Below are 20,128 nucleotides of genomic sequence, written 5' to 3' on the forward strand. Positions count from 1 at the left end.
CGGAATCTTGCCGATACTGGCAGGTTTCCGCCCCGGTTTGCGCGGCACTGGTCAAATTTGTTGCGACCGCCCCGACCGCTGGCTAATCAGTCACAGGCCCGAAACTTGGGCAATCCCGCGCGCCTGCGCCTGATGAACCGGAATATGCCCCCGTGCTGACACGCCTTTCTTATCGGATTCACACCACGCTAGAGCGGCACTTGCCCGAACAGCGGCTGTTTTTGAAATCTGATACTGAAACGCGCTTTATCCGGCTGCGGTCCAGCACGCAGGCGATTGCCTTGGTGTTTGGCGCGCTGGCGCTGGCCTGGACGATTCTGGCGACGGCAATTTTGCTGCTCGATTCGATTTCGGCAGGCACATCGCGCCAGCAAGTCGCGCGCCAGCAAGCACTGTATGAACAGCGGCTGAATGATCTGTCCGCCGACCGCGATCTGCGCGCGGATGAAGCGGCCTCGTCGCAGGGGCGGTTCAACCTAGCTCTTGCACAAGTGTCCCAGATGCAGGCGCGGCTGCTCGCCTCGGAAGATCGGCGGCGCGAGCTGGAAACCGGCATCGACGTGATCCAGAACACCCTGCGCGGCGTGATCAAGGAACGCGATTCTGTGCGCGCGCAGCTGGCGTCCTTGTCCGATGCCCCCGCCGCAGGCCGCACCGAAGAAGAAAAACTGGCAGATGCCGATGCCACGCTGGAAATGATGACCGCCAGCTTGGGTGCAACCGCGCAACAGCGCGATGTGATGCAGACCCAAGCGGTGAAAGCGGATGAGCGGACGGCGAAAGTCACCCAAGAAAAACAACAGCTTGAAGCCCGCAATGATGCGATTTTTGAACAGCTTGAACAGGCGCTGACCGTATCGGTTGAACCTTTGGACAAGATGTTCCGCGAGGCGGGCCAGTCGCCCGAAAAACTGTTGTCCGAGGTGCGCAAGGGCTATAGCGGCCAAGGCGGACCGCTGACGCCGATCTCGCTTTCAACTTCGGGGATGGCGCCTTCGGCAGACGAGCAGCGCGCCAATGCTATCCTAAAAAGCCTTGATAACATGAACATGTACCGCATCGCCGCGTTCAAAGCGCCGTTCGGGATGCCGGTAAAAACAGCCGTGCGCTATACGTCGGGCTTTGGCGGGCGCAATGATCCTTTGGGCCGTGGGTTTCGCCGCCACGAGGGACAGGATATGGCCGGCGATTACGGCACGCCGATCTATAGCACCGCTGACGGGGTTGTGACCTATGCTGGCTGGGAAAACGGCTATGGTCGTCTGGTCAAGATCCAACATGCGTTTGGTATCGAAACCCGCTATGGGCATATGTCACAGATCCGTGCCGAAGTCGGTCAAAAGGTATCGCGCGGCGACCAGATCGGTGATATGGGCAACTCGGGCCGCTCGACTGGCACACATCTTCACTACGAGATCCGTATCGGCGGATCCGCGATAAATCCGATGACTTTTATAAAGGCAGCGAAAAATGTTTTCTAAGAGCCGCATCAACGAACCGGGCCCCAAGGCTGGCGAGACCGATAAACCAAAAGCCCCGGAGGCCCCTGTGAGCAAACCCTCGATGGAATTTACCCCCTCGGCCCCGAAGGGCAAAGTGGCGGCTTCGGTGCTGTCGGCCGATCTGACCGTGGTGGGCAATCTGCGCACGACTGGCGATATTCAGGTTGAAGGCACGGTTGAGGGCGACATCCGCGCGCATCTGCTGACCGTGGGCGAAACCGCGACCATCCGTGGCGAGATCGTCGCCGATGATATCGTGGTCAATGGCCGGGTGATTGGCCGGGTGCGCGGTCTGAAAGTGCGCCTGACCTCGACCGCCAAGGTTGAGGGTGACATCATCCACAAAACCATCGCAATTGAATCGGGCGCGCATTTTGAAGGCTCGGTGCAGCGGCAGGATGATCCGCTGTCAACGGGGCGCACGGCGGCTCCGGCCAGCCGGATCGTGCAGGCTCCGGCCTCCAGCGAAGAGTCCTAAGTCTCGCACAAATGTCCGAGATGGAAATGACAGCGCGGGCATCGGGGGAAACCTTGGTGCCCGTTGCTATTTGCGCCCCCGAACACCGCCGCGCCATCCTTTGGGCGGCGATATTGGCATCATCCATGGGGTTTATCGACTCGTCGGTGACCGCCAATGCACTGCCAGCGATGCGGGCGTCTTTGGGTGCGTCACTGCATGAGGCGCAATGGTTCAGCGGCATTTATCTGCTGGCGCTGACCGCGCTGATCCTTGTGGGCGGGGCGTTGGGGGATCGCTTTGGCACTGCGCGCGGCTTTGGGCTTGGGATCGTGCTGTTTGTGATCAGCTCGCTGGGGTGCGCTTTGGCGTTCAGCCCCGAGGCCATGATCATCGCGCGCGGCCTGCAAGGCGTGGCTGCGGCGTTGATGGTGCCCGGATCAATGGCAATCATTGGCCGCGCCTTTCCGCGCGAGGAACGCGGCGCTGCTTTGGGGCTGTGGGCAGCGGCATCCATCGCCACGGCATCCGCAGGGCCGATCTTGGCGGGCCTTTGTTTGATGGTTGATCCTGTGGCGGGATGGCGTTGGATTTTCGTGCTGAACTTGCCGCTGGGGGGCGTGTCGTTGTGGTTGCTGGTGCGGTTTGCGCTGGCCGACACCGGCCGCCCCGGAGTGCCGATTGACTACATCGGGGCTGGGCTGGCGACGGTGGGCTTTGGGCTGGTGGCCTACGGACTCAGCGCTGAAACTGGCGAATCTTTGCTGCTGATGGCGGTGGGTTTCGCCGTGCTTGCTGGTTTCTTCGCGTGGGAGGCCCGCTGCCCTGCCCCGATGATACGGTTGAGCATGTTCCGGGTGCGCCGGTTTTCGACGATCAACCTTGCGACCTTTCTTTTGTATTTTGCGGTGACCGGGATCGGGTTTTACCTGCCGATGACCGCCGTTTCCGCTTGGGGTGCTGATGCACTAGAGATGGCGGCGGCGTTTCTGCCCGGCGCGGTGATGATCGCAACCCTGTCAACGCGGATGGGCAAGCTGGCGGATCGGTTTGGCCCGGCGCGGTTTCTGGTCAGCGGTGCAGTGCTGGTGGCGATTGCGCAAGTAGGCTTGGCTGTCACTGCGCATGAGGCGTTGTATTGGACCCGCGCGGTGCCTTTGATGTGGCTGTCAGGCTTTGGCATGGCGCTGCTGGTCGCCCCTTTGACGACGGTGGTGATGACCTCGGCCAGCGATGCCGACCAAGGCGCGGCCTCTGGGATCAACAATGCGGTGGCGCGGGCGGCAAGCCTTTTGGCGGTGGCGCTGATGGGGCGGATGGCGGCGGCGGGTTATGGCCAAATCACCACAGATGCGCCGGGGTTTGGCGTGATCGCCAGTGGCGCTGCGCATGTGGCGGCCACCGGGGTGGGATTTGCCCATATCGCGGCGCTGGCGGCGGTGGCCGCACTGGCATCGGCATTGGTGTCGGCTTGGGGGCTTAGGCAGCCACGCTGACGATCAATCCTCGGCGTTGGCCTCGGCACGGGATTTCCCCGCCACATCCATCGCCAATGTCGCCGCCATGAATTTATCCAGATCGCCGTCGAGCACGCCACCAGTGTCGCTGGTTTCATGCCCGGTGCGCAGGTCTTTCACCATCTGATAAGGCTGCAAAACATAGGACCGGATCTGGTTGCCCCAGCCCGCATCGCCCTTGGCATCGTGCTGCGCGTTGATGCTTGCATTGCGGCGGTCCAGTTCCACCTGATACAGCCGCGAGCGCAACGCGTTCATACAGGCTTCGCGGTTCTGGTGTTGCGATTTCATCGAAGATGTCACCACGATATTGGTCGGCAAGTGGGTGATCCGCACTGCCGAGTCGGTGGTGTTGACGTGCTGGCCACCTGCCCCGGACGAACGGTAAGTGTCGATGCGGATATCGCGGTCGGGGATGTCGATCTCGATATTGTCGTCGACCACAGGGTAAACCCACACGGAGGCAAAAGAGGTCTGGCGTTTGTCTGCCGAGCCATAGGGGCTGATCCGCACCAGACGATGCACGCCGGATTCCGATTTCAGCCAGCCATAGGCGTTCAGGCCAGAAATCTTGTATCCCGCTGATTTGATACCGGTTTCATCGCCCGCGGATTCCGCCTGCAATTCAACCTTGTAGCCCTTTTTCTCGGCCCACCGCACATACATCCGGGCCAGCATCGACGCCCAATCGCAAGATTCCGTGCCGCCCGCGCCTGCGTTGATCTCAAGGAACGTGTCATTGCCATCAGCCTCGCCGTTCAGCAAAGCCTCCAGTTCCTTGGCGCCCGACAATTCCACCAGCGCTTTGAGCGCCTCTTCGGCCTCGGTGATGATTTCTTCGTCATTTTCGGATTCGCCCAACTCGATCAATTCGACATTGTCGCGCAACCCGCTTTCGATCAGCTTGTAGGTCGAGATCTGCTCGATCAGACCCTGCCGTTCGCGCATCAGCTTTTGCGCCTTGGCCGGATCGTTCCACAGATCGGGTGCCTCGATCATCGCGTCGAATTCTTCCAACCGATGCGCAGCCGTCTCCCAATCCATGCGCTGGCCCAAAAGCCGCAAGGATTTGGTGATGGCATCGACATTGTATTGCGTCTCGGTGCGCATGGGCGAAGTCCTTAACAGATCGGTATGTGGCGGCGGTGATAGCGTGCTGGGCGCGGCGCGGCAAGCGTCGCTAATACAGCCCGCCCGAGGAAAGCGTGCCGAAATTCGCCTTCTTCGGCACCGATTTCTGCTGGCCGTCCGATGTGGTGACGGTATCGCTGCCGCCGCCATCGCTTTCCCCATTGGCAAAAAGCGGCAGGTTCGAGCCCATCGCAAAGCCGCCGTCGATCACCTCGCCCAAGGCGAACAGAGGCAATTCACCCTCGCGGAAATATTCGGCGACCACGTTCGATCCGCTGGCTTCTGGCCCAAGCAGCGCACCGGTAAAGCGGTCGATGTTCTGGAAATAGCCCCCCGGCGGCACTTTGAACTTGGTACCGCCCCGGCGCTTGACCACCTCTTTCATGAATTCCTGAAAGATCGGCACGCATAAGGTGCCGCCAAATGCCCCCGGCCCCAGACTGCGTGGCTGATCAAAGCCCATGTAGCAGCCCGCGACGGTGTTCGAGGTGTAGCCTACGAACCAGACATCCTTGGCGTCATTGGTCGTACCGGTCTTGCCCGCCACCGGAACCGGCAGCTTGACCCCGGTGCCCGAGCCGCGCTGAATAACCCCCTCCATCATCGAGGTCAGCTGATAGGCGGTGATCGCATCCATCACCCGCTCGCGGTTGCTGTCGATGGTGACGCCTTCGCCCTTCGGCAAGCGCGGCGCATTGCAATCTTCGCATTTGCGCTGATCGTGGCGATAGATCGTCTTGCCATAGCGGTCTTGCACGCGGTCAACCAAGGTCGGCTCGACCCGCTCGCCACCATTGGCGAACATCGCATAGGCGGCGACCATCTTGTAAAGCGTGGTTTCCTGCGCGCCCAAAGCGTTGGCAAGGAACGGCTGCATCGGTTTGTAGACGCCGAATTTCTCGGCATAGCTGGCGACCAGCGGCATGCCGATTTCCTGCGCGATCCGAATGGTCATCAGGTTCCGCGATTGCTCGATCCCGGTCCGCATCGGGGTCGGGCCGTAGAATTTGTTGGTCGAGTTTTTCGGCGTCCACAGACCTTGCGGGGTTTCCACCTCGATTGGCGCATCGACGATGATAGTGGCGGGAGTGAACCCTGAATCGAGCGCCGCAGCATAGACAAACGGCTTGAAGCTAGAGCCGGGTTGCCGCGTCGCTTGTGTGGCGCGGTTGAACACCGAGGCCTGATAGCTGAAACCGCCCTGCATCGCCATCACACGGCCAGTGTTCACGTCCATCGCCATGAAGCCGCCCTGCACTTCCGGCACCTGCCGCAGCGACCAGCGCAGAAATTCTCCGGTTTTGTCGTCGGTGACTTGCCGCACCATCACCACATCGCCAACATCGACCAGATCGGCAGGCACCCGCGCCTTCTTGCCCAGCTTGCCGCCCTCAAGACGCTTGCGCGCCCACGTCACATCATTGGCAGGGATTTCTTGCGTGCCATCAATGCCCTCAATCCCGATTTCGGCGGTGGTTTCGCCCAAAGACAGCACCACAGCAACATGCCAGCCCGTCACGTCGCGCGGCATGTCCTTGACCTCGGACAGCGCCTTGCGCCACGCAGCCTCATCGCTCAAAGCTTCGGTCGCTATGGTCTTGCCAGTGCCGCGCCAGACGCCTTGGTTGCGATCATATTTCTCTAGGCCACGACGCAAAGCGGTGGCGGCGATTTCCTGCAATTCGGGGTCTGCGGTGGCGCGGATCGACAGCCCGCCGCCGAAAAACTCTTCCTCGCCAAAGGTGCCCGACAACTGACGGCGAATTTCGTCGGTGAAGTAATCACGCGGAGGCAGGGCCTCGCGGAAGGCCGGATAATCGCCGTTCTGCACAGATTTCAGCGGTTCGGCGCGCGCCTCGGTATAGGTGGGCTCGTCGATATAGCCGTTCTGGAACATCTCATTCAGCACGTAGTTGCGCCGCGCTGTCAGCCGTTCCTTCTGCGTCACCGGGTTGTAATCGCTGGGCGCTTTCGGCATCGAGGCCAAAGTGGCAGCCTCGGCGGGCGACAACTGATCCAGTGATTTGTTGAAATAGGTCTGCGCGGCGGCGGCCACGCCATAAGAGTTCTGCCCGAGAAAAATCTCGTTCATATACAGCTCAAGGATCTTGTCCTTCGACAAGGTCTGCTCCAACCGCGAAGCCAGAATCAACTCCTTGACCTTGCGTTCGACTGAGCGCGAGCCATCCAACAAAAAGTTCTTCATCACCTGCTGGGTGATGGTCGATGCGCCACGGGTGTTCTTGCCGCGCGATTTGATCGCATCCCATGCCGCCGAGATCATGCCCTGCACGTCATAGCCCTTGTGGGTATAGAAATGCTTGTCCTCGGCAGAGATGAACGCATCGCGCACCAGCACCGGAATGTCCTCTATCGGCACGAACAGGCGGCGTTCTTTGGCGAATTCATCGACGATCTTGCCCTCGCCGGAATAAATCCGGCTGATCGTCGGCGGAGAGTATTGCGCAAGACTGTCATGGCTGGGCAGGTCCGCCGAATACATCCAGAACACCGCACCCAGCGTTAAAGCGCCGAACAACAGCCCGAGCGTGACCGTCGTGAAAATGCCCCCGAAGAAAGAGCCGATAAACCTGAGCACGCTTGTCATTCCCGCCATCGCGCCAGACCCGTTGCCCGCGCACGCGCGCTTATACACGCGGGCGCGGGCAAAGGTCAAAACACTAGGCTGCGATTTTTGGCCTTGCGCGAACTGCCGCCCGCTATTTCAACGGCAGGGCCTGCAATCCGGCATCCTGCTTTGCCCAAGCCTTCAAGGCCCCGGTGATGGCTTCGGCCATTTTCGCCCGCCACCCGGCATCGTTCAGCCGTTTCAGATCACGCTCTGACGACAAAAACCCCAATTCCAGCAAGATCGAAGGAATATCCGCCGATTTCAACACCGAGAAACTGGCCTGCTGGCGTGGATGACGGTGCATTTTCAACCCCTGCGCCTTGATCGAGGTTTCCAGCGCCATGGCCAGCCGCTCGGTGCGCGGGCTGGTATCGGTGCGCGCCATATCCAGCAGAACCTCGGCCACCAAATCATCGGCCTGCGCCAGATCAACGCCGGCCAGCAGATCATCGCGGTCGTGGCGTTCGGCCAAAGCGGCCGACGCCGCATCGCTGGCATCCGCCGCCAGCGTATAGACCGTCGCCCCCACCGCGTCGCCTTCGGCAATCGCATCGGCATGCAGCGAGATGAACACATCCGCCCCAGCCTGATGCGCAATCGAGATCCGGGTTTCCAGCGGCACGAACACATCTTCTTCGCGGGTCATCACCACGGCGAAACCACCGTCGCGCAGCAACACCTCTTTCAACTCACGCGCAAATTTAAGCACCAGCGATTTCTCGTTCTGCCCATCGCTTTCGGCACCCGGATCAATGCCGCCATGGCCGGGGTCCAACACAACCACCAGCTTGCCTGATTTTTTAGGCATGGCTGGCAGTTGAACTGCTTGCGGCGAGGTCCAATCGGCAGGCTCTGGCAAAGCGGCAAGGGCGGCAAACTGCTGCGGCTCAACAGGCTGCAGCCGCAGATGCACGCCTACACCCGCCTCGGTGCGCATCTCGGCAGAGGCCACCGCCATCGGCTCTGCCAGTTCCAACACCAGCCTCGACCAGCCTGGGCGAAACACCCCTGCCCGCATGGCAACCAGCTTGTCGCTTGCAACAGCGACATCGCTCAGACCCGTCCAATCGACCTCGCGAAAATCCACCAGCAGCCGGGCAGGATCATCCAACACCCGCACCCGCCACGGCACCGCTTGCGACAGACCCAGATCAATCTGCAAATCCGCACCCGCATCCGTGATGGACGAGGCCCCGGCATCCAGCCGCGCCAGACCCGACAATTCCTGCGCCCGCAGCGGCACAGCGACCAGCAGGCAGATCGCTAAAACAAGATTAAAAAGCGCTTTCATACTGGCCAAAATATTCCCGCCGGAGGCAAAACCCAACTCACCTTTGCGCCATATAGTCATGCAACCGCGCCAGACCTTCCACAATATCCGCCGTCGCGCGCGCATAAGAAAATCGCAAAGTCTGCCCGCCGCGCACCGGGTCGAAATCCAACCCCGGCGTCACCGCCACCCCGGCCTTGTGCAGAATATCCCGTGCAAAGGCCAAACTGTCGGTGGTGAAATCGCTGACATCGGCGTAGATATAAAACGCCCCATCGGGTGGCGCGATCTTGTCAAATCCCGCCAACGGCAGCCCTGCCAGCATCAGCCGCCGGTTCTCGGCATAAACTGCGCGATTGGCCTCCATCTCGTCTATGCAATCCAGTGCCGCGAGCGCCGCCACTTGGCTTGCATGCGGCGGGCAGATGAACATGTTCTGCGCCAGACGCTCCACCGTGCGCACATGGTCCTGCGGCACCACCATCCAGCCAACCCGCCAGCCGGTCATGCTGAAGTACTTGGAAAAGCTATTGATCACATAGACATCGTCGCTGATCTCCAGCGCCGAATGGGCGGGATCGCCATAGTGCAGGCCGTGGTAAATCTCGTCCGAGACAAAGCTGATCCTGTTCTGATGCGCATATTCGATCAGATCCGTCAAAGCCTGCTTTGACAGCATGGTGCCCGACGGATTGCCGGGCGATGCGACGATCAGCCCCTGCATGTCAACGCCCGCGAGATCCGCAGGCACCGGCTGCAAGCGGTTGCGGGCTTGGGTGGCGATGCCCACCGGCTGCAACGACAAGGCCTTCAAGATCTGGCGATAAGACGGATAGCCGGGCTCGCCCAGTGCCACACGATCCCCCGCCTCAAACAATGCCGTAAAGGCCAACAGGAAGGCCCCCGACGATCCGGCGGTGACAATCACCCGCGAAGGGTCAAGGCTCACCCCATACCAACGCTGATACAAAGCCGCGATCCCGGCGCGCAGTTCGGGCAGCCCCAGCGCCACCGTATAGCCCAAAGCCTCGGTCTGCAGCCGCGCCGACAGTGCCGCAATCGCGCATGTCGGCGCTGGTGTTGAGGGCTGGCCAACCTCCATGTGGATGATCCGGCGCCCGGTCGCCTCAAGCGCCGCCGCGTCGCGCACCATATCCATCACAATGAAGGGATCAACCTGACCCCGGCTTGATCTATCCATCGCCCTGCCCCTATTGTTGCGGCCAATAGTCCCGCCTAAAAGGCGTTCGTCAACCCCGGCCGAATTTCGGCCCAGACCGAGGTTCCCCGATGCGCCTGCCCGTTCTCGCTGCCCTGCTGACCTGCGCCTTAGCCCTGCCCGCCACCGCCGCTGGTTTGGAAGACATGACCCCAGCCGAGCGTCTGGCCTTCCGCGCCGAGGTGAAAGCCTTTCTGCTGGAAAATCCCGAAGTGCTGGTCGAGGCGATGGATGTGCTGCAAGACCGTCAGGCGAAAGCCGAAGTCGCCAATGACAAACAGCTGGTGATCGACCACAAGGCTGATCTGTTCGCTGACAAAGCATCGTGGGTCGGCGGCAACCCGGATGGCGACATCACTGTGGTCGAATTTATGGATTACCGCTGCGGCTATTGCCGCAAAGCCTATCAAGAGGTCGAGGATCTGGTGAAAGCCGACGGCAATATCCGCCTCGTGCTGAAGGAATATCCGATCCTGGGCGAAGATTCGGTCACCTCTGCCCGCTTTGCCATCGCTGTGCTGCAACTGCATGGCAATGACGCCTACAAGAAAGCCCATGACGCGCTGATCACCCTGCGCGGCACGCCGGATGCCGAAACTCTGGGCCGCCTTGCCACCGATCTGGGCCTTGAGTCGCAGCCCGTGCTGGCCAAGATGGGCTCGGATGAGGTCACTGCCGTGATCGCGCAGAACCAACAGCTGGGCGATAAAATGGCGATCAGCGGCACCCCGACCTTCGTGATCGACGGCCAGATTCTGCGCGGCTATGTGCCATTGGAAGGCATGCAGCAGATCGTGGCGTCTGAGCGTAAAAGCTAAGCCCTTAAAACTTATCTGAAATTGTTATCCTCTGTGGGAAAATATCCCACAGAGCAGCCGCCTTGAACATGCAGCGCAGGGAGTGAAACCTTGGCGCGCCAGCGGCCACCAGTGCAGCCTTAAACAGCTAGAGCCGCTTCTGCCCCAGCAGCCTCAATTTCAGCCGCCTCAATCTCGGCGGCTTTTTTCTCGACCAACTCGACAATATGATCGACCATGCCTTCGTTGCCCAGCTTGTGATGCTGCTTGCCTGCCAGATACACCATCCCCGACCCTGCCCCACCGCCGGTAAAGCCAATATCGGTCATCAGCGCCTCACCCGGCCCGTTCACCACGCAGCCGATGATCGACAGGCTGAGCGACGTGGTGATATGCGCCAAACGGTCCTCCAGTGCCGACACCGTCTTGATCACGTCAAAGCCCTGCCGTGCGCAAGACGGGCAAGAGATGATCGTGACACCGCGATGGCGCAGGCCAAGCGATTTCAAAATCTCGAAACCAACTTTGACCTCCTCGACCGGATCGGCAGACAGGCTGACCCGGATGGTATCGCCAATGCCAAACCACAACAGACTGCCCAGCCCAATCGCCGATTTCACCGTGCCAGACACCAGCCCCCCGGCCTCGGTGATGCCCAGATGGATCGGGGCATCGGTGGCCAGCGCCAATTGCTGATACGCCGCCGCCGCCATGAACACATCCGAGGCTTTGACCGAGATTTTGTATTCGTGAAAATCGTTATCCTGCAACAGCTTGATATGATCCAAACCGCTTTCCACCATCGCATCCGGGCAAGGCTCGCCATATTTCTCCAGCAGATGCCGCTCAAGCGAGCCTGCATTGACGCCAATACGGATCGAACAGCCGTGATCCTTGGCGGCGCGCACCACTTCGGCCACGCGCTTGGCATCACCGATATTGCCGGGATTGATGCGCAGACAGGCGGCGCCCGCCTCGGCGGCCTCAATCGCGCGTTTGTAGTGGAAATGAATGTCAGCGACGATCGGCACCGGGCTTTCACGCACGATTTCGCGCAAAGCAAAGGTGCTTTCCTGATCGGGGGTCGAGACCCGGACAATATCGGCACCCGCCACCGCACAGCGCTGAATTTGCTCAAGTGTTGCCGCCACATCGGTGGTCAATGTGTTGGTCATGGTCTGCACCGAAATCGGCGCATCCCCCCCCACCAAGACCTTGCCGACCCGGATTTGCCGCGACACCCGCCGCTCGATATTGCGCCAAGGGCGGATCGGATTATGGGACATCACAGCTTCCTCTCAGTTGCGCACAAGATAGACGTGCAAAAGCCCCGGAGCAACCGTCCGGGGCCATCTGCCGCATCAACTTTTCACATAGCGCTTATTCGGACGGCACCGCAGGCGCAGCCGGCAGGCCCGCATCGGCGACATTGATAAACTGCGCCAAATCGGCATCGCCGGTCAGATCAGCGGTTTGATAGCCGGTGGTCAGTGCATCGGCAGACAAAGCGACATTCTTGATGACCTGCGCACCGGGGGCCGCCGGGCCGTAAGTGGTGCCGTTGACCACGAAATAGATCGACCCAGAATTGCCCGAGCGCAGCACAGCTGCCTGTTGCAACGGCGGCACCGCGTAACGCTCGCCCGCATCAAGGATTTTCTCGAACAGCACCGTGCCATCAGCCGCCGACACCCGCACCCAGGACGGGCGCACGGCCAGAACTTCGACACCGGGCTTCGCCGCCGCAACAACTTGCACCGTGTCGTCAATCGCTTGTTGCATCGGATCCGCAGGCACAGCCGCAGCCCCTGCATCTGCCGTCAACACGCCACCCGCGCTGCGCGGATTGATGGTGCCAATCGGGCCATCACGCGCCGTCAACACCGGAGCGTCCAGCGCCTCGCGCTGATACAAACGATCCAGCTGATCGCTGCCGCCGCTTATATCTGCTTCTGCATCCGCCATCTGATCAGGCTCGGGTGCTGCTTTCACCCCGGCCAGCGGGTCAAGCTCTGCCACAACCACCGGGGCTTGTTCCACCGGCGCAAGCTGCACGCGCTGCACTTCCTGCAAAACCGACCAGCCACCATAGCCAAGCGCGCCAATCAGCGCGACCAACACCGCCAGCGAACCAATCGCACCGGGTTCAACCCGCGCAAACAGGCTTTCACTGCGCGGCATGAACGCCGAGTTGATCTCACCAAATCCTTCGCGGCCCTCTTGCGCCACCTGACGCGCCCGCAGAGCCGTCATCGACACCGAAGAGGCCGCAGCCGACATGCCGTGCGCCACTTCAAAACCCGCCTCGCGGCAGAATTTCGCAAAGGCCCAATCCGGGTCCATGCCCAGATAGCGCGCGTAAGACCGCACATTGCCCGCAATGAAACCGGGGGTTTCAAACGCCGTCACATCAGCGTTTTCAATGGCAGCGATATAGGTGGCCTTGATCTTCAACTCGCGCTGAATATCCAGCAGCGACTTGCCCAGCGTGGCGCGCTCGCCCCGCATCAGGTCGCCCAAGCGCAGTTCAAAATCGTCAAAGCCCTTCGGCTTGTCCAATTCAGCTGCCGGAGTTTTCACTCTCCGCCCGATCATGCGCTGAGCCCCATTTCTGCCCCGATATTCCTGCCACCCTTCAGGGCGACTCATGTTTTGTCTATTGGGCAAAACCTAGCACGCGGCAAGCGATTCTGCATGTGCAGAAAGACATTTACGCCACAGCTTCGGCACGATTCAGCGCACACTGCCCCCAAAGCGCGTCCATTGCCTTCACAACTGCGTCAATTGCCTGCGAATCATGCACCGGTGAAGGCGTAAACCGCAGCCGTTCAGTGCCGCGCGGCACGGTGGGGAAGTTGATCGGCTGCACATAAATGCCAAATTGCTCTAGCAGCATGTCGGACAGCATCTTGCAATGGATGGGGTTGCCGACATGCACAGGCACAATATGCGTGCCATTGTCGATGATCGGCAGGCCCAAACCGCGCAGCCGCAGCTTCAGGACACGGGCTGCATCTTGCTGGGCATCGCGCAGGTGTTGCGCCCCCTTCAGATACCGCACCGAGGCCGCAGCACCCGCCGCCACAGCAGGCGGCAGCGAGGTGGTAAAGATGAACCCCGGCGCATAGGAACGCACCGCATCGACCATCTTCGCACTTGCAGCAATATAGCCGCCAAACACGCCGTAAGCCTTGGCCAAAGTGCCGTTGATAATGTCGATCCGACCCATCAAGCCATCACGCTCCGCCACCCCTGCACCGCGCGGACCATACATGCCCACGGCATGCACCTCGTCAATGTAAGTCAGCGCGCCAAACTCTTCTGCCAGATCGCAGATCGCCTTGATCGGGCCGAAATCGCCATCCATCGAATAGATCGACTCGAACGCAATCAGCTTCGGGATGCTGGGGTCATCCGCCGCCAGCAATTCGCGCAAATGCGCCACGTCATTATGCCGGAAAATCCGCTTGGCCCCACCATTGCGCCGCACGCCTTCAATCATCGAGGCATGGTTCAACGCATCCGAATAGATGATCAGGCCGGGGAACAGTTTCGGCAACGTCGACAGCGTCGCATCATTGGCAATATAGGCGCTGGTGAACACCAAGGCCGCCTCTTTACCGTGCAGATCGGCCAATTCGGCCTCTAGCTGATTGTGATACACCGTAGTGCCCGAGATATTGCGCGTGCCACCAGACCCGGCACCCGTCGCATCCAGCGCCTCGTGCATAGCTGCCAAAACCACCGGGTGCTGGCCCATGCCAAGGTAGTCATTGCCGCACCAGACGGTGATATCGGCCTCGGACCCATCGGCTTTGCGCCAGACCGCATGCGGATAAGCCCCCTTGCGGCGCTCGATGTCGATGAAGGTGCGGTAGCGGCCTTCGTCATGCAAACGGCCAATCGCGGTATCAAGGGCGGCATCATAATTCATCATCTTCTCCATCACCTCGCCGCCCTGCTTAAACAAGTGGCGACAAGATGCCTTGATGTGCGTCAAATCGGCATGCCGCGAAAGACGGCATTTTGCCGCTGCATAAGCTGATCAGGCCTTTGGCGCAATCTCTAGCACCAGCACGCAAGCGGCCTCGCCCTTGCGCAGCTTATCGCAAGCCGCCAGCGCATCCTTGGCTGCGGTTTCGGCATCAACCAACCCGCCCAAAGCCTGCGCCGAAGCCGCAGGTGCGCCTTCTGGCAAAAAGCCATCATCCGGCGATACCGCCAAAGCGGCAAAACCCTTGCTGGCATCGGGGACAAACAGGCCGAGCGCATCGGTATTGGTCATCACCACCCGCAAGGTCGCAAGCTCGGTTTCCGTCAGGAACGGTTGCAGATGCAGCGTGATGCTGGACCCGCCCAGCTGCGCCACTTCGGTTTTCACCGCATCCGCCTGCGCCAGCGTGGCCAGCCCCAAAGCCAGCACCCCGCCCATGATAGATTTGCCCAAAATCGCCGTCATCCTGCATCTCCGTCCATCAGACCGCTGCCTGTTTAGCCCAAGCCGCCGCCTCTGGACAGTCCCCCCGGTCCTGTTAGGCTTGCCCCCGCCGATAAAATTAAGGAGAGCCCGATGACACTGGACGCCGTCTTGTCCCGCATCGACACCGATCTGCCAGAGGCGCTGGATCGCCTGCTGGAGCTTTTGCGCATCCCGTCGATTTCCACCGACCCCGCCTACAAGGCAGATTGCGCCCGCGCCGCCGACTGGCTGGTCGAGGATCTGAAATCCTTGGGGTTTGAGGCCGCATCCCGCCCCACTCCCGGCCATCCGATGGTGGTGGCCCATGGCGGATCAGGCGACAAACATCTGCTGTTCTACGGCCACTACGACGTGCAGCCGGTCGATCCGCTGACCCTGTGGGACCGCGACCCGTTTGACCCGCAGGTGCAAGACACCGCCAAGGGAAAGGTGATCCGCGGCCGGGGCTCGTCCGATGACAAAGGCCAACTGATGACCTTTCTTGAGGCCTGCCGCGCTTGGAAAGCCGTGCATGGCACCCTGCCCTGCAAGCTGACAATTTTCCTTGAGGGCGAAGAGGAATCCGGCTCGCCATCGCTGATCCCCTTCATGCAAGCCAATGCGGCCGAGTTGAAAGCCGACATCGCGCTGATCTGCGACACTGGCCTGTTCGACGACAGCACCCCTGCCATCACCACCATGCTGCGGGGGCTGCTGGGCGAAGAGATGACCATTCACGCCGCATCCAAAGACCTGCACTCGGGCTCTTACGGTGGGGCTGCCGCGAACCCGATCAAGATCCTTGCCAAGATCCTCGGCAATCTCAGCGATGCGCAGGGCCATATCACCATTCCGCATTTCTACGATGGCGTGGCCGAACTGCCCGACACCATCCGCGCGCAGTGGCAAAGCCTGTCGTTTGATCACGCGAAATTCTTGGGCGATGTCGGCCTGTCCATCCCGATTGGCGAGCAAGACCGCACACCCTTGGAAATGCTGTGGTCACGCCCGACGGCGGAAATCAACGGCATCTGGGGCGGCTATACCGGCGACGGCTTCAAAACCGTGTTGCCGGCGCAGGCGCATGCCAAAGTGTCGTTCCGTCTGGTGGGCGATCAAGATGCCGACGCCATCCGCGACAACTTCCGCGCTTGGGTCGAAGCACAATTGCCCGCCGATTGCCGGGTGGAATGGAAAAGCCACGGCGGTGGCGGTGCCAGTGTGATGGCGATTGACGATCCGGCGTTCGAGGCTGCCCGGCTGGCCTTGGGCGCGGAATGGGGCAAACCCGCCGCCTATATCGGCTGCGGTGGCTCGATCCCGATTGCGGGTTATTTCAAAACCTATCTGGATATGGATGCCATGCTGATCGGCTTTGGCCGCGACGATGATCAGATCCACTCGCCGAACGAGAAATACGATCTCGAATGTTTCCACAAAGGCACGCGGTCTTGGGCGCGCATCCTTGCCAAACTGGCCTGAAAGCCGAAGCCACACAAGGAAACGGGGGCCAGCAGGCCCCCGAACCCCCGCCTTGCGGCGAATCCCGACGGGTCAGCTTTTCAAAAGGCTCACGCCCGAAGCCTCATGGATCTGGCCTTTCAGATCCCAAACAACCGCCACCTTCGATCCGACCTTCAGCCCAGGATCCGTGAACCCCTTTGGCAGCCTATAGGCGGTGCCATCCGCCAAGGTTATGGTATGGGTCTTCATGTCCAACGATTTGATCACCCCATCCGTGGTGGTGGGCGCCGCCATCGCCAGCGTGGCCGAGCCGATGGACAAAACAATAGCTGCCGGAAGCATGTAAGCACGCATCTGCGTCACTCCGAATTTTGGACCGGGGGCGCACCCCATCGGCCAAGCGTTGAAACCGTCTTGGTCTGTCGCGTCGGCAGAGCATCTCCACCCGGCAGATCCCGGCTTCACGGGCTTTATACACCCGCAAAAACAAAAGGAAATCCGGGGCCACCGCCTTGTGAACAGCCGTGAAAACTGCGAGATTCCCCGGCAATCCCCCTCAGTTCCCTGCACCGGAAGGCCCTGAAATGTCGCTTCAAATCCGCAACGCCACCGCTCAGGACGAAACCGCATGGCGCAAGCTGTGGGCGCAGTATCTGGAATTCTACAATGTCGATCTGGCGCCCGAGATCACGACAAACACCTGGGCGCGCGCGCATGACCCGGCCAGCCCGATGCGAATCCGCATTGCCATTGAAGCCGACACCGTTCTGGGATTCGCCGTGCACCTGCATCACCCGTCCACTTGGGTGATGGGCGAAGATTGCTACCTTGAAGATCTGTTCGTAAGCTCCGATGCGCGCGGCAAAGGCGTCGGTCGTGCGCTGATCGAAGACCTTCAAACCCTCGCCAAAGCCAACGGCTGGCACCGCCTCTATTGGCACACCGACGAGGGCAACAAGACCGCCCGCAGCCTTTACGACAGCTTCACCCCCAGCGATGGCCATGTACGCTACCGCCTGAAACTGTAAGCAAACCCGCTAAAATTTAGCTAAAATTTGCTTTCACATTGGCGCAAATATTCTGGGGTATGGGGCAAAGCCCCATGCACGCTGATACCGCGTGCCATCGCCACCAAATCGCAATGTTAGGGAAAATCAGTGAAATGGCGCGGTGGACGGGGCTCGAACCCGCGACCCCCGGCGTGACAGGCCGGTACTCTAACCAACTGAGCTACCACCGCGCATTTTCACATCCAGACAACCCGAGGCAAGTGGCGCGGTGGACGGGGCTCGAACCCGCGACCCCCGGCGTGACAGGCCGGTACTCTAACCAACTGAGCTACCACCGCCGCCTTGCCCCCGGTTCCCCGAGGCACCCAATCTCTTGGGTGTGCCGGGGTATTACGCAAGGGGCCAAGCGGCGTCAAGCAGGTTCCTACAGCTTTTTCAATGATCTGGTGCCGGGATGAATTCATCATGGTCCGCAGGTGGCAGTTTGAAGCGCCCATGCGCCCAATCGCCCGACCGCCACGCCTCTTTTGCGGCCTCGATCCGCTCTTTCGACGAGGCGACAAAGTTCCACCAGATATGGCGCGGCCCGTCCATCGTGGCCCCGCCCAAAAGCATGATCCGCGCGCCCTGCGGCCCTGCTTTGACCGAGATGCCGTCGCCGGGGCGGAACACCAGCATCGCCCCCACGCCATGCACCTGCCCGCCCTGTGAAACCTCGCCCGCCAGCACGTAAACACCGCGATCTTCATGCTCATCCGGCAGCGGCAAAGACGCCCCCGGCGCAAGCGTCGCATCGGCATAGAACGTCTCGGACGACAGCGACAGCGGCACTTTCGCCCCCCAGGCCGTGCCCAGAATCAGCCGCACCACCTTGCCCTCGGCCTCCAGCACCGGCAGCGCATCAGCGCCCAAGTTGTGAAACGTCGCGGGCGCATCCTCTTGCGCCTTCGACAAGGCAAGCCAAGTTTGCAGGCCAAACAAAGTCTGCGGCAAAGCCCCGTCCGAGCGTTCAGAATGGGTAATCCCATGCCCTGCCTGCATCAGATTGACCTCTCCCGGCGTGATCCAGGCGTCGGTGCCCAGAGAATCACGGTGATGCATGCGGCCCTTCAGCAGGTAAGTGACCGTCGAGAGTCCTATATGCGGATGCGGGCGCACATCGACCCCCTTGCCGGTGATGAACTCGGCAGGTCCCATCTGATCAAAGAAAATGAATGGCCCCACCATCTGCCGCTGCGCCGAAGGCAATGCGCGGCGCACCTCAAAGCCGCCCAGATCGCGGGCACGCGGAATGATCACCGCTTCAATCGCATCCACCTGATCGCCAATCGGGATCTGTGCATCCAGTAGGGGATTCCAGCTCATCTTCGCCTCCATCTTTGTTGGGATTAAGATAGGGACAAAATTGACCTACGCAAACAGGCACAACCGCGCGCCCGCTGTGCATGATCACACAACAGCCCCCTGCCCGCGCTGAATCTGCGCGTATGACGGCGTCAAGCCGACCTAAGGTTTATTGGTGTCAAGGTAGTAGATACGCGCCCTGTGTGCGTCTGCGTTGCCAGATGACATAGCCAATGCAAGCCGCGTAACGCCTTGATCACGCATCCAAAACAAACCCTCTGGCTCGTTCTTCTTCCCCGTGCCATCCTCAAGCGAAACGGTATTGCCAACCGTGAAATCCAGCTTCGCCGAAACCAAGTCACCCAGCATGCTGTATTTTGCGATCCGGTTATCGATGCCGTTTTTACCAAAACCCGTCACCACATAGATATAGCTTCCGTCGCTGGCGAGCGCTTGCACCGGTTGATCGGCGTCAAGAATTTCGCTGCCAATGGTGAACTCGCTCAGATGAAACCCCGTCGCATAATCCCCCGCCCCCCCGTTCACGAGCGCTTCAAGATCAAACACGCGGATAATGCTTGTGTCTGATTTGGACCCAGTTTGTTTTACGACCAGATAGCGCCCGTCAAGCGACACCGCAGGGGTTGATGACCCGTCGCCAGCCGCGCGATCAAACAGTTTGAACCGTTGATAATCGCCGATCAGCAATCCGCGCGCGCCATCCTCGGTCACCGAAAAACGCACCGCATAGTCTGCCGCCGACTTCACATCAGCATTTGCAGAGGTCCAAAACCTTGGCGACCCGCTGATGTAATCAACGGTAAGCCCCTGATGCCCAAGCAGGTCTGACGGTTCACTGAACCGACTTGCCGTTTGTTTTTTATCCCCGCTCAAGTCGAACTTGTTGATGACCATAGACTTGCCAGCAGTGTTTTGCTGCATCGTGTAGAGGGCATTGGTTTCTTCAATCGCCACGGCCCCCTGCAACACCCGCCCGGCACCATCACCTGCCCGCGTCAAGTCAAAGCGATTGCGCGCAGCGCTTTCCTCAGTCGCTTTGGCGAAGTTGATTGCCGGTTCCCCGGCCGCAGAGGCCTGCAAGGATAAATCAACGTCTTTCTTTTGCTGATCGCCAGCTCCGTTCACGGTATCCGTCGCCGGATCGGCAACCTGCCCCCCGCCCAGACCAGTGCTGTCAGAGGTTGCAAGCGATTTGCCCGGGATCGACCACCCAGAAAGCACTCCCACGCCGACAACTGCGCCTAAGCAAACTATCACAATCAAAGATGCCTTAATCATGATCAATCCGTTTTATGATGTCGTGAG

Annotated in this window: 17 protein-coding genes and 2 tRNA genes; 6 read left to right on the forward strand and 13 right to left on the reverse strand. The window is 60.4% G+C overall.

All coding sequences use genetic code 11. The annotated features are described in order from the left end of the window. The first annotated feature begins 152 nt into the window (after positions 1 to 152). The 3 genes from QQJ98_RS13285 to QQJ98_RS13295 are packed head-to-tail and all read left to right on the forward strand — an operon-like array spanning position 153 to position 3,455. Positions 153 to 1,481, forward strand: a complete 1,329-nt coding sequence (locus QQJ98_RS13285; RefSeq protein WP_284325832.1) for a M23 family metallopeptidase — start codon at positions 153 to 155, stop codon at positions 1,479 to 1,481. Then, positions 1,471 to 1,980 carry a bactofilin family protein gene (locus QQJ98_RS13290; RefSeq protein WP_284325833.1) on the forward strand — a complete coding sequence of 170 codons (510 nt, stop codon included), beginning with the start codon at positions 1,471 to 1,473 and terminating at the stop codon, positions 1,978 to 1,980. Before QQJ98_RS13285 ends, QQJ98_RS13290 begins: the two co-directional genes overlap by 11 nt. Before the next feature lie 11 nt (positions 1,981 to 1,991). Further along, on the forward strand, positions 1,992 to 3,455 hold the full coding sequence (locus QQJ98_RS13295) for an MFS transporter (RefSeq protein ID WP_284325834.1): 1,464 nt from the start codon (positions 1,992 to 1,994) through the stop codon (positions 3,453 to 3,455). Positions 3,456 to 3,458: 3 nt separating this feature from the next. Here QQJ98_RS13295 and prfB read toward each other — a convergent pair whose 3' ends face one another. The 4 genes from prfB to QQJ98_RS13315 form a co-directional block, all read right to left on the reverse strand. Next, the gene (prfB, locus tag QQJ98_RS13300) at positions 3,459 to 4,586 is read right to left on the reverse strand and encodes a peptide chain release factor 2 (RefSeq protein ID WP_284325835.1); all 1,128 of its coding nucleotides are present in this window, start codon (positions 4,584 to 4,586) and stop codon (positions 3,459 to 3,461) included. A 70-nt stretch (positions 4,587 to 4,656) separates the two neighbouring features. Beyond that, positions 4,657 to 7,206 carry a penicillin-binding protein 1A gene (locus tag QQJ98_RS13305; RefSeq protein ID WP_284326213.1) on the reverse strand — a complete coding sequence of 850 codons (2,550 nt, stop codon included), beginning with the start codon at positions 7,204 to 7,206 and terminating at the stop codon, positions 4,657 to 4,659. A gap of 121 nt (positions 7,207 to 7,327) precedes the next feature. After that, positions 7,328 to 8,530 (reverse strand): N-acetylmuramoyl-L-alanine amidase, encoded by a 1,203-nt coding sequence (locus QQJ98_RS13310; RefSeq protein ID WP_284325836.1) that lies wholly within the window; start codon positions 8,528 to 8,530, stop codon positions 7,328 to 7,330. Between the two features lie 37 nt (positions 8,531 to 8,567). Continuing rightward, complete coding sequence (locus tag QQJ98_RS13315; protein WP_284325837.1) at positions 8,568 to 9,710, reverse strand: pyridoxal phosphate-dependent aminotransferase; 1,143 nt, start codon at positions 9,708 to 9,710, stop codon at positions 8,568 to 8,570. Positions 9,711 to 9,799: 89 nt separating this feature from the next. Here QQJ98_RS13315 and QQJ98_RS13320 point away from each other — a divergent pair, with 89 nt between their 5' ends. Continuing rightward, positions 9,800 to 10,546 (forward strand): DsbA family protein, encoded by a 747-nt coding sequence (locus QQJ98_RS13320; protein WP_284325838.1) that lies wholly within the window; start codon positions 9,800 to 9,802, stop codon positions 10,544 to 10,546. A gap of 119 nt (positions 10,547 to 10,665) precedes the next feature. On the opposite strand, the gene ispG is transcribed toward QQJ98_RS13320, so the two are convergent. The 4 genes from ispG to QQJ98_RS13340 form a co-directional block, all read right to left on the reverse strand. Then, positions 10,666 to 11,811 carry a flavodoxin-dependent (E)-4-hydroxy-3-methylbut-2-enyl-diphosphate synthase gene (ispG, locus tag QQJ98_RS13325; protein ID WP_284325839.1) on the reverse strand — a complete coding sequence of 382 codons (1,146 nt, stop codon included), beginning with the start codon at positions 11,809 to 11,811 and terminating at the stop codon, positions 10,666 to 10,668. 94 nt (positions 11,812 to 11,905) lie between these two features. Further along, a complete protein-coding gene (locus QQJ98_RS13330; protein ID WP_284325840.1) occupies positions 11,906 to 13,120 on the reverse strand; it encodes a helix-turn-helix domain-containing protein in 1,215 nt (404 codons plus the stop codon). 115 nt (positions 13,121 to 13,235) lie between these two features. Beyond that, positions 13,236 to 14,459 carry a 5-aminolevulinate synthase gene (gene hemA, locus QQJ98_RS13335; protein ID WP_284325841.1) on the reverse strand — a complete coding sequence of 408 codons (1,224 nt, stop codon included), beginning with the start codon at positions 14,457 to 14,459 and terminating at the stop codon, positions 13,236 to 13,238. A 111-nt stretch (positions 14,460 to 14,570) separates the two neighbouring features. Continuing rightward, entirely contained in the window at positions 14,571 to 14,984 is a 414-nt protein-coding gene (locus QQJ98_RS13340) for a hypothetical protein (protein ID WP_284325842.1), read from the reverse strand. Between the two features lie 111 nt (positions 14,985 to 15,095). Here QQJ98_RS13340 and QQJ98_RS13345 point away from each other — a divergent pair, with 111 nt between their 5' ends. Further along, entirely contained in the window at positions 15,096 to 16,466 is a 1,371-nt protein-coding gene (locus QQJ98_RS13345) for a M20/M25/M40 family metallo-hydrolase (RefSeq protein WP_284325843.1), read from the forward strand. Between the two features lie 72 nt (positions 16,467 to 16,538). Here QQJ98_RS13345 and QQJ98_RS13350 read toward each other — a convergent pair whose 3' ends face one another. After that, entirely contained in the window at positions 16,539 to 16,802 is a 264-nt protein-coding gene (locus tag QQJ98_RS13350; RefSeq protein ID WP_284325844.1) for a DUF1344 domain-containing protein, read from the reverse strand. Positions 16,803 to 17,032: 230 nt separating this feature from the next. Between QQJ98_RS13350 and QQJ98_RS13355 the strand changes: the two genes are divergently transcribed. After that, positions 17,033 to 17,476 carry a GNAT family N-acetyltransferase gene (locus QQJ98_RS13355; RefSeq protein ID WP_284325845.1) on the forward strand — a complete coding sequence of 148 codons (444 nt, stop codon included), beginning with the start codon at positions 17,033 to 17,035 and terminating at the stop codon, positions 17,474 to 17,476. Positions 17,477 to 17,611: 135 nt separating this feature from the next. Here QQJ98_RS13355 and QQJ98_RS13360 read toward each other — a convergent pair. The 4 genes from QQJ98_RS13360 to QQJ98_RS13375 all read right to left on the reverse strand — a co-directional run bounded on the left by QQJ98_RS13360 (position 17,612) and on the right by QQJ98_RS13375 (position 20,101). After that, positions 17,612 to 17,688: transfer RNA gene (locus QQJ98_RS13360), tRNA-Asp, on the reverse strand. 31 nt (positions 17,689 to 17,719) lie between these two features. Beyond that, a tRNA-Asp gene (locus QQJ98_RS13365) sits at positions 17,720 to 17,796 on the reverse strand. A 97-nt stretch (positions 17,797 to 17,893) separates the two neighbouring features. Next, a complete protein-coding gene (locus tag QQJ98_RS13370) occupies positions 17,894 to 18,823 on the reverse strand; it encodes a pirin family protein (RefSeq protein WP_284325846.1) in 930 nt (309 codons plus the stop codon). A gap of 141 nt (positions 18,824 to 18,964) precedes the next feature. Further along, positions 18,965 to 20,101: a phage baseplate protein gene (locus QQJ98_RS13375; RefSeq protein WP_284325847.1), complete on the reverse strand. Its 1,137-nt coding sequence runs from the start codon at positions 20,099 to 20,101 to the stop codon at positions 18,965 to 18,967. Positions 20,102 to 20,128 lie beyond the last annotated feature (27 nt).

Origin of the sequence: Cypionkella aquatica, assembly GCF_030161095.1 — a bacterium.
In the GTDB taxonomy this organism is placed as follows: domain Bacteria; phylum Pseudomonadota; class Alphaproteobacteria; order Rhodobacterales; family Rhodobacteraceae; genus Cypionkella; species Cypionkella aquatica.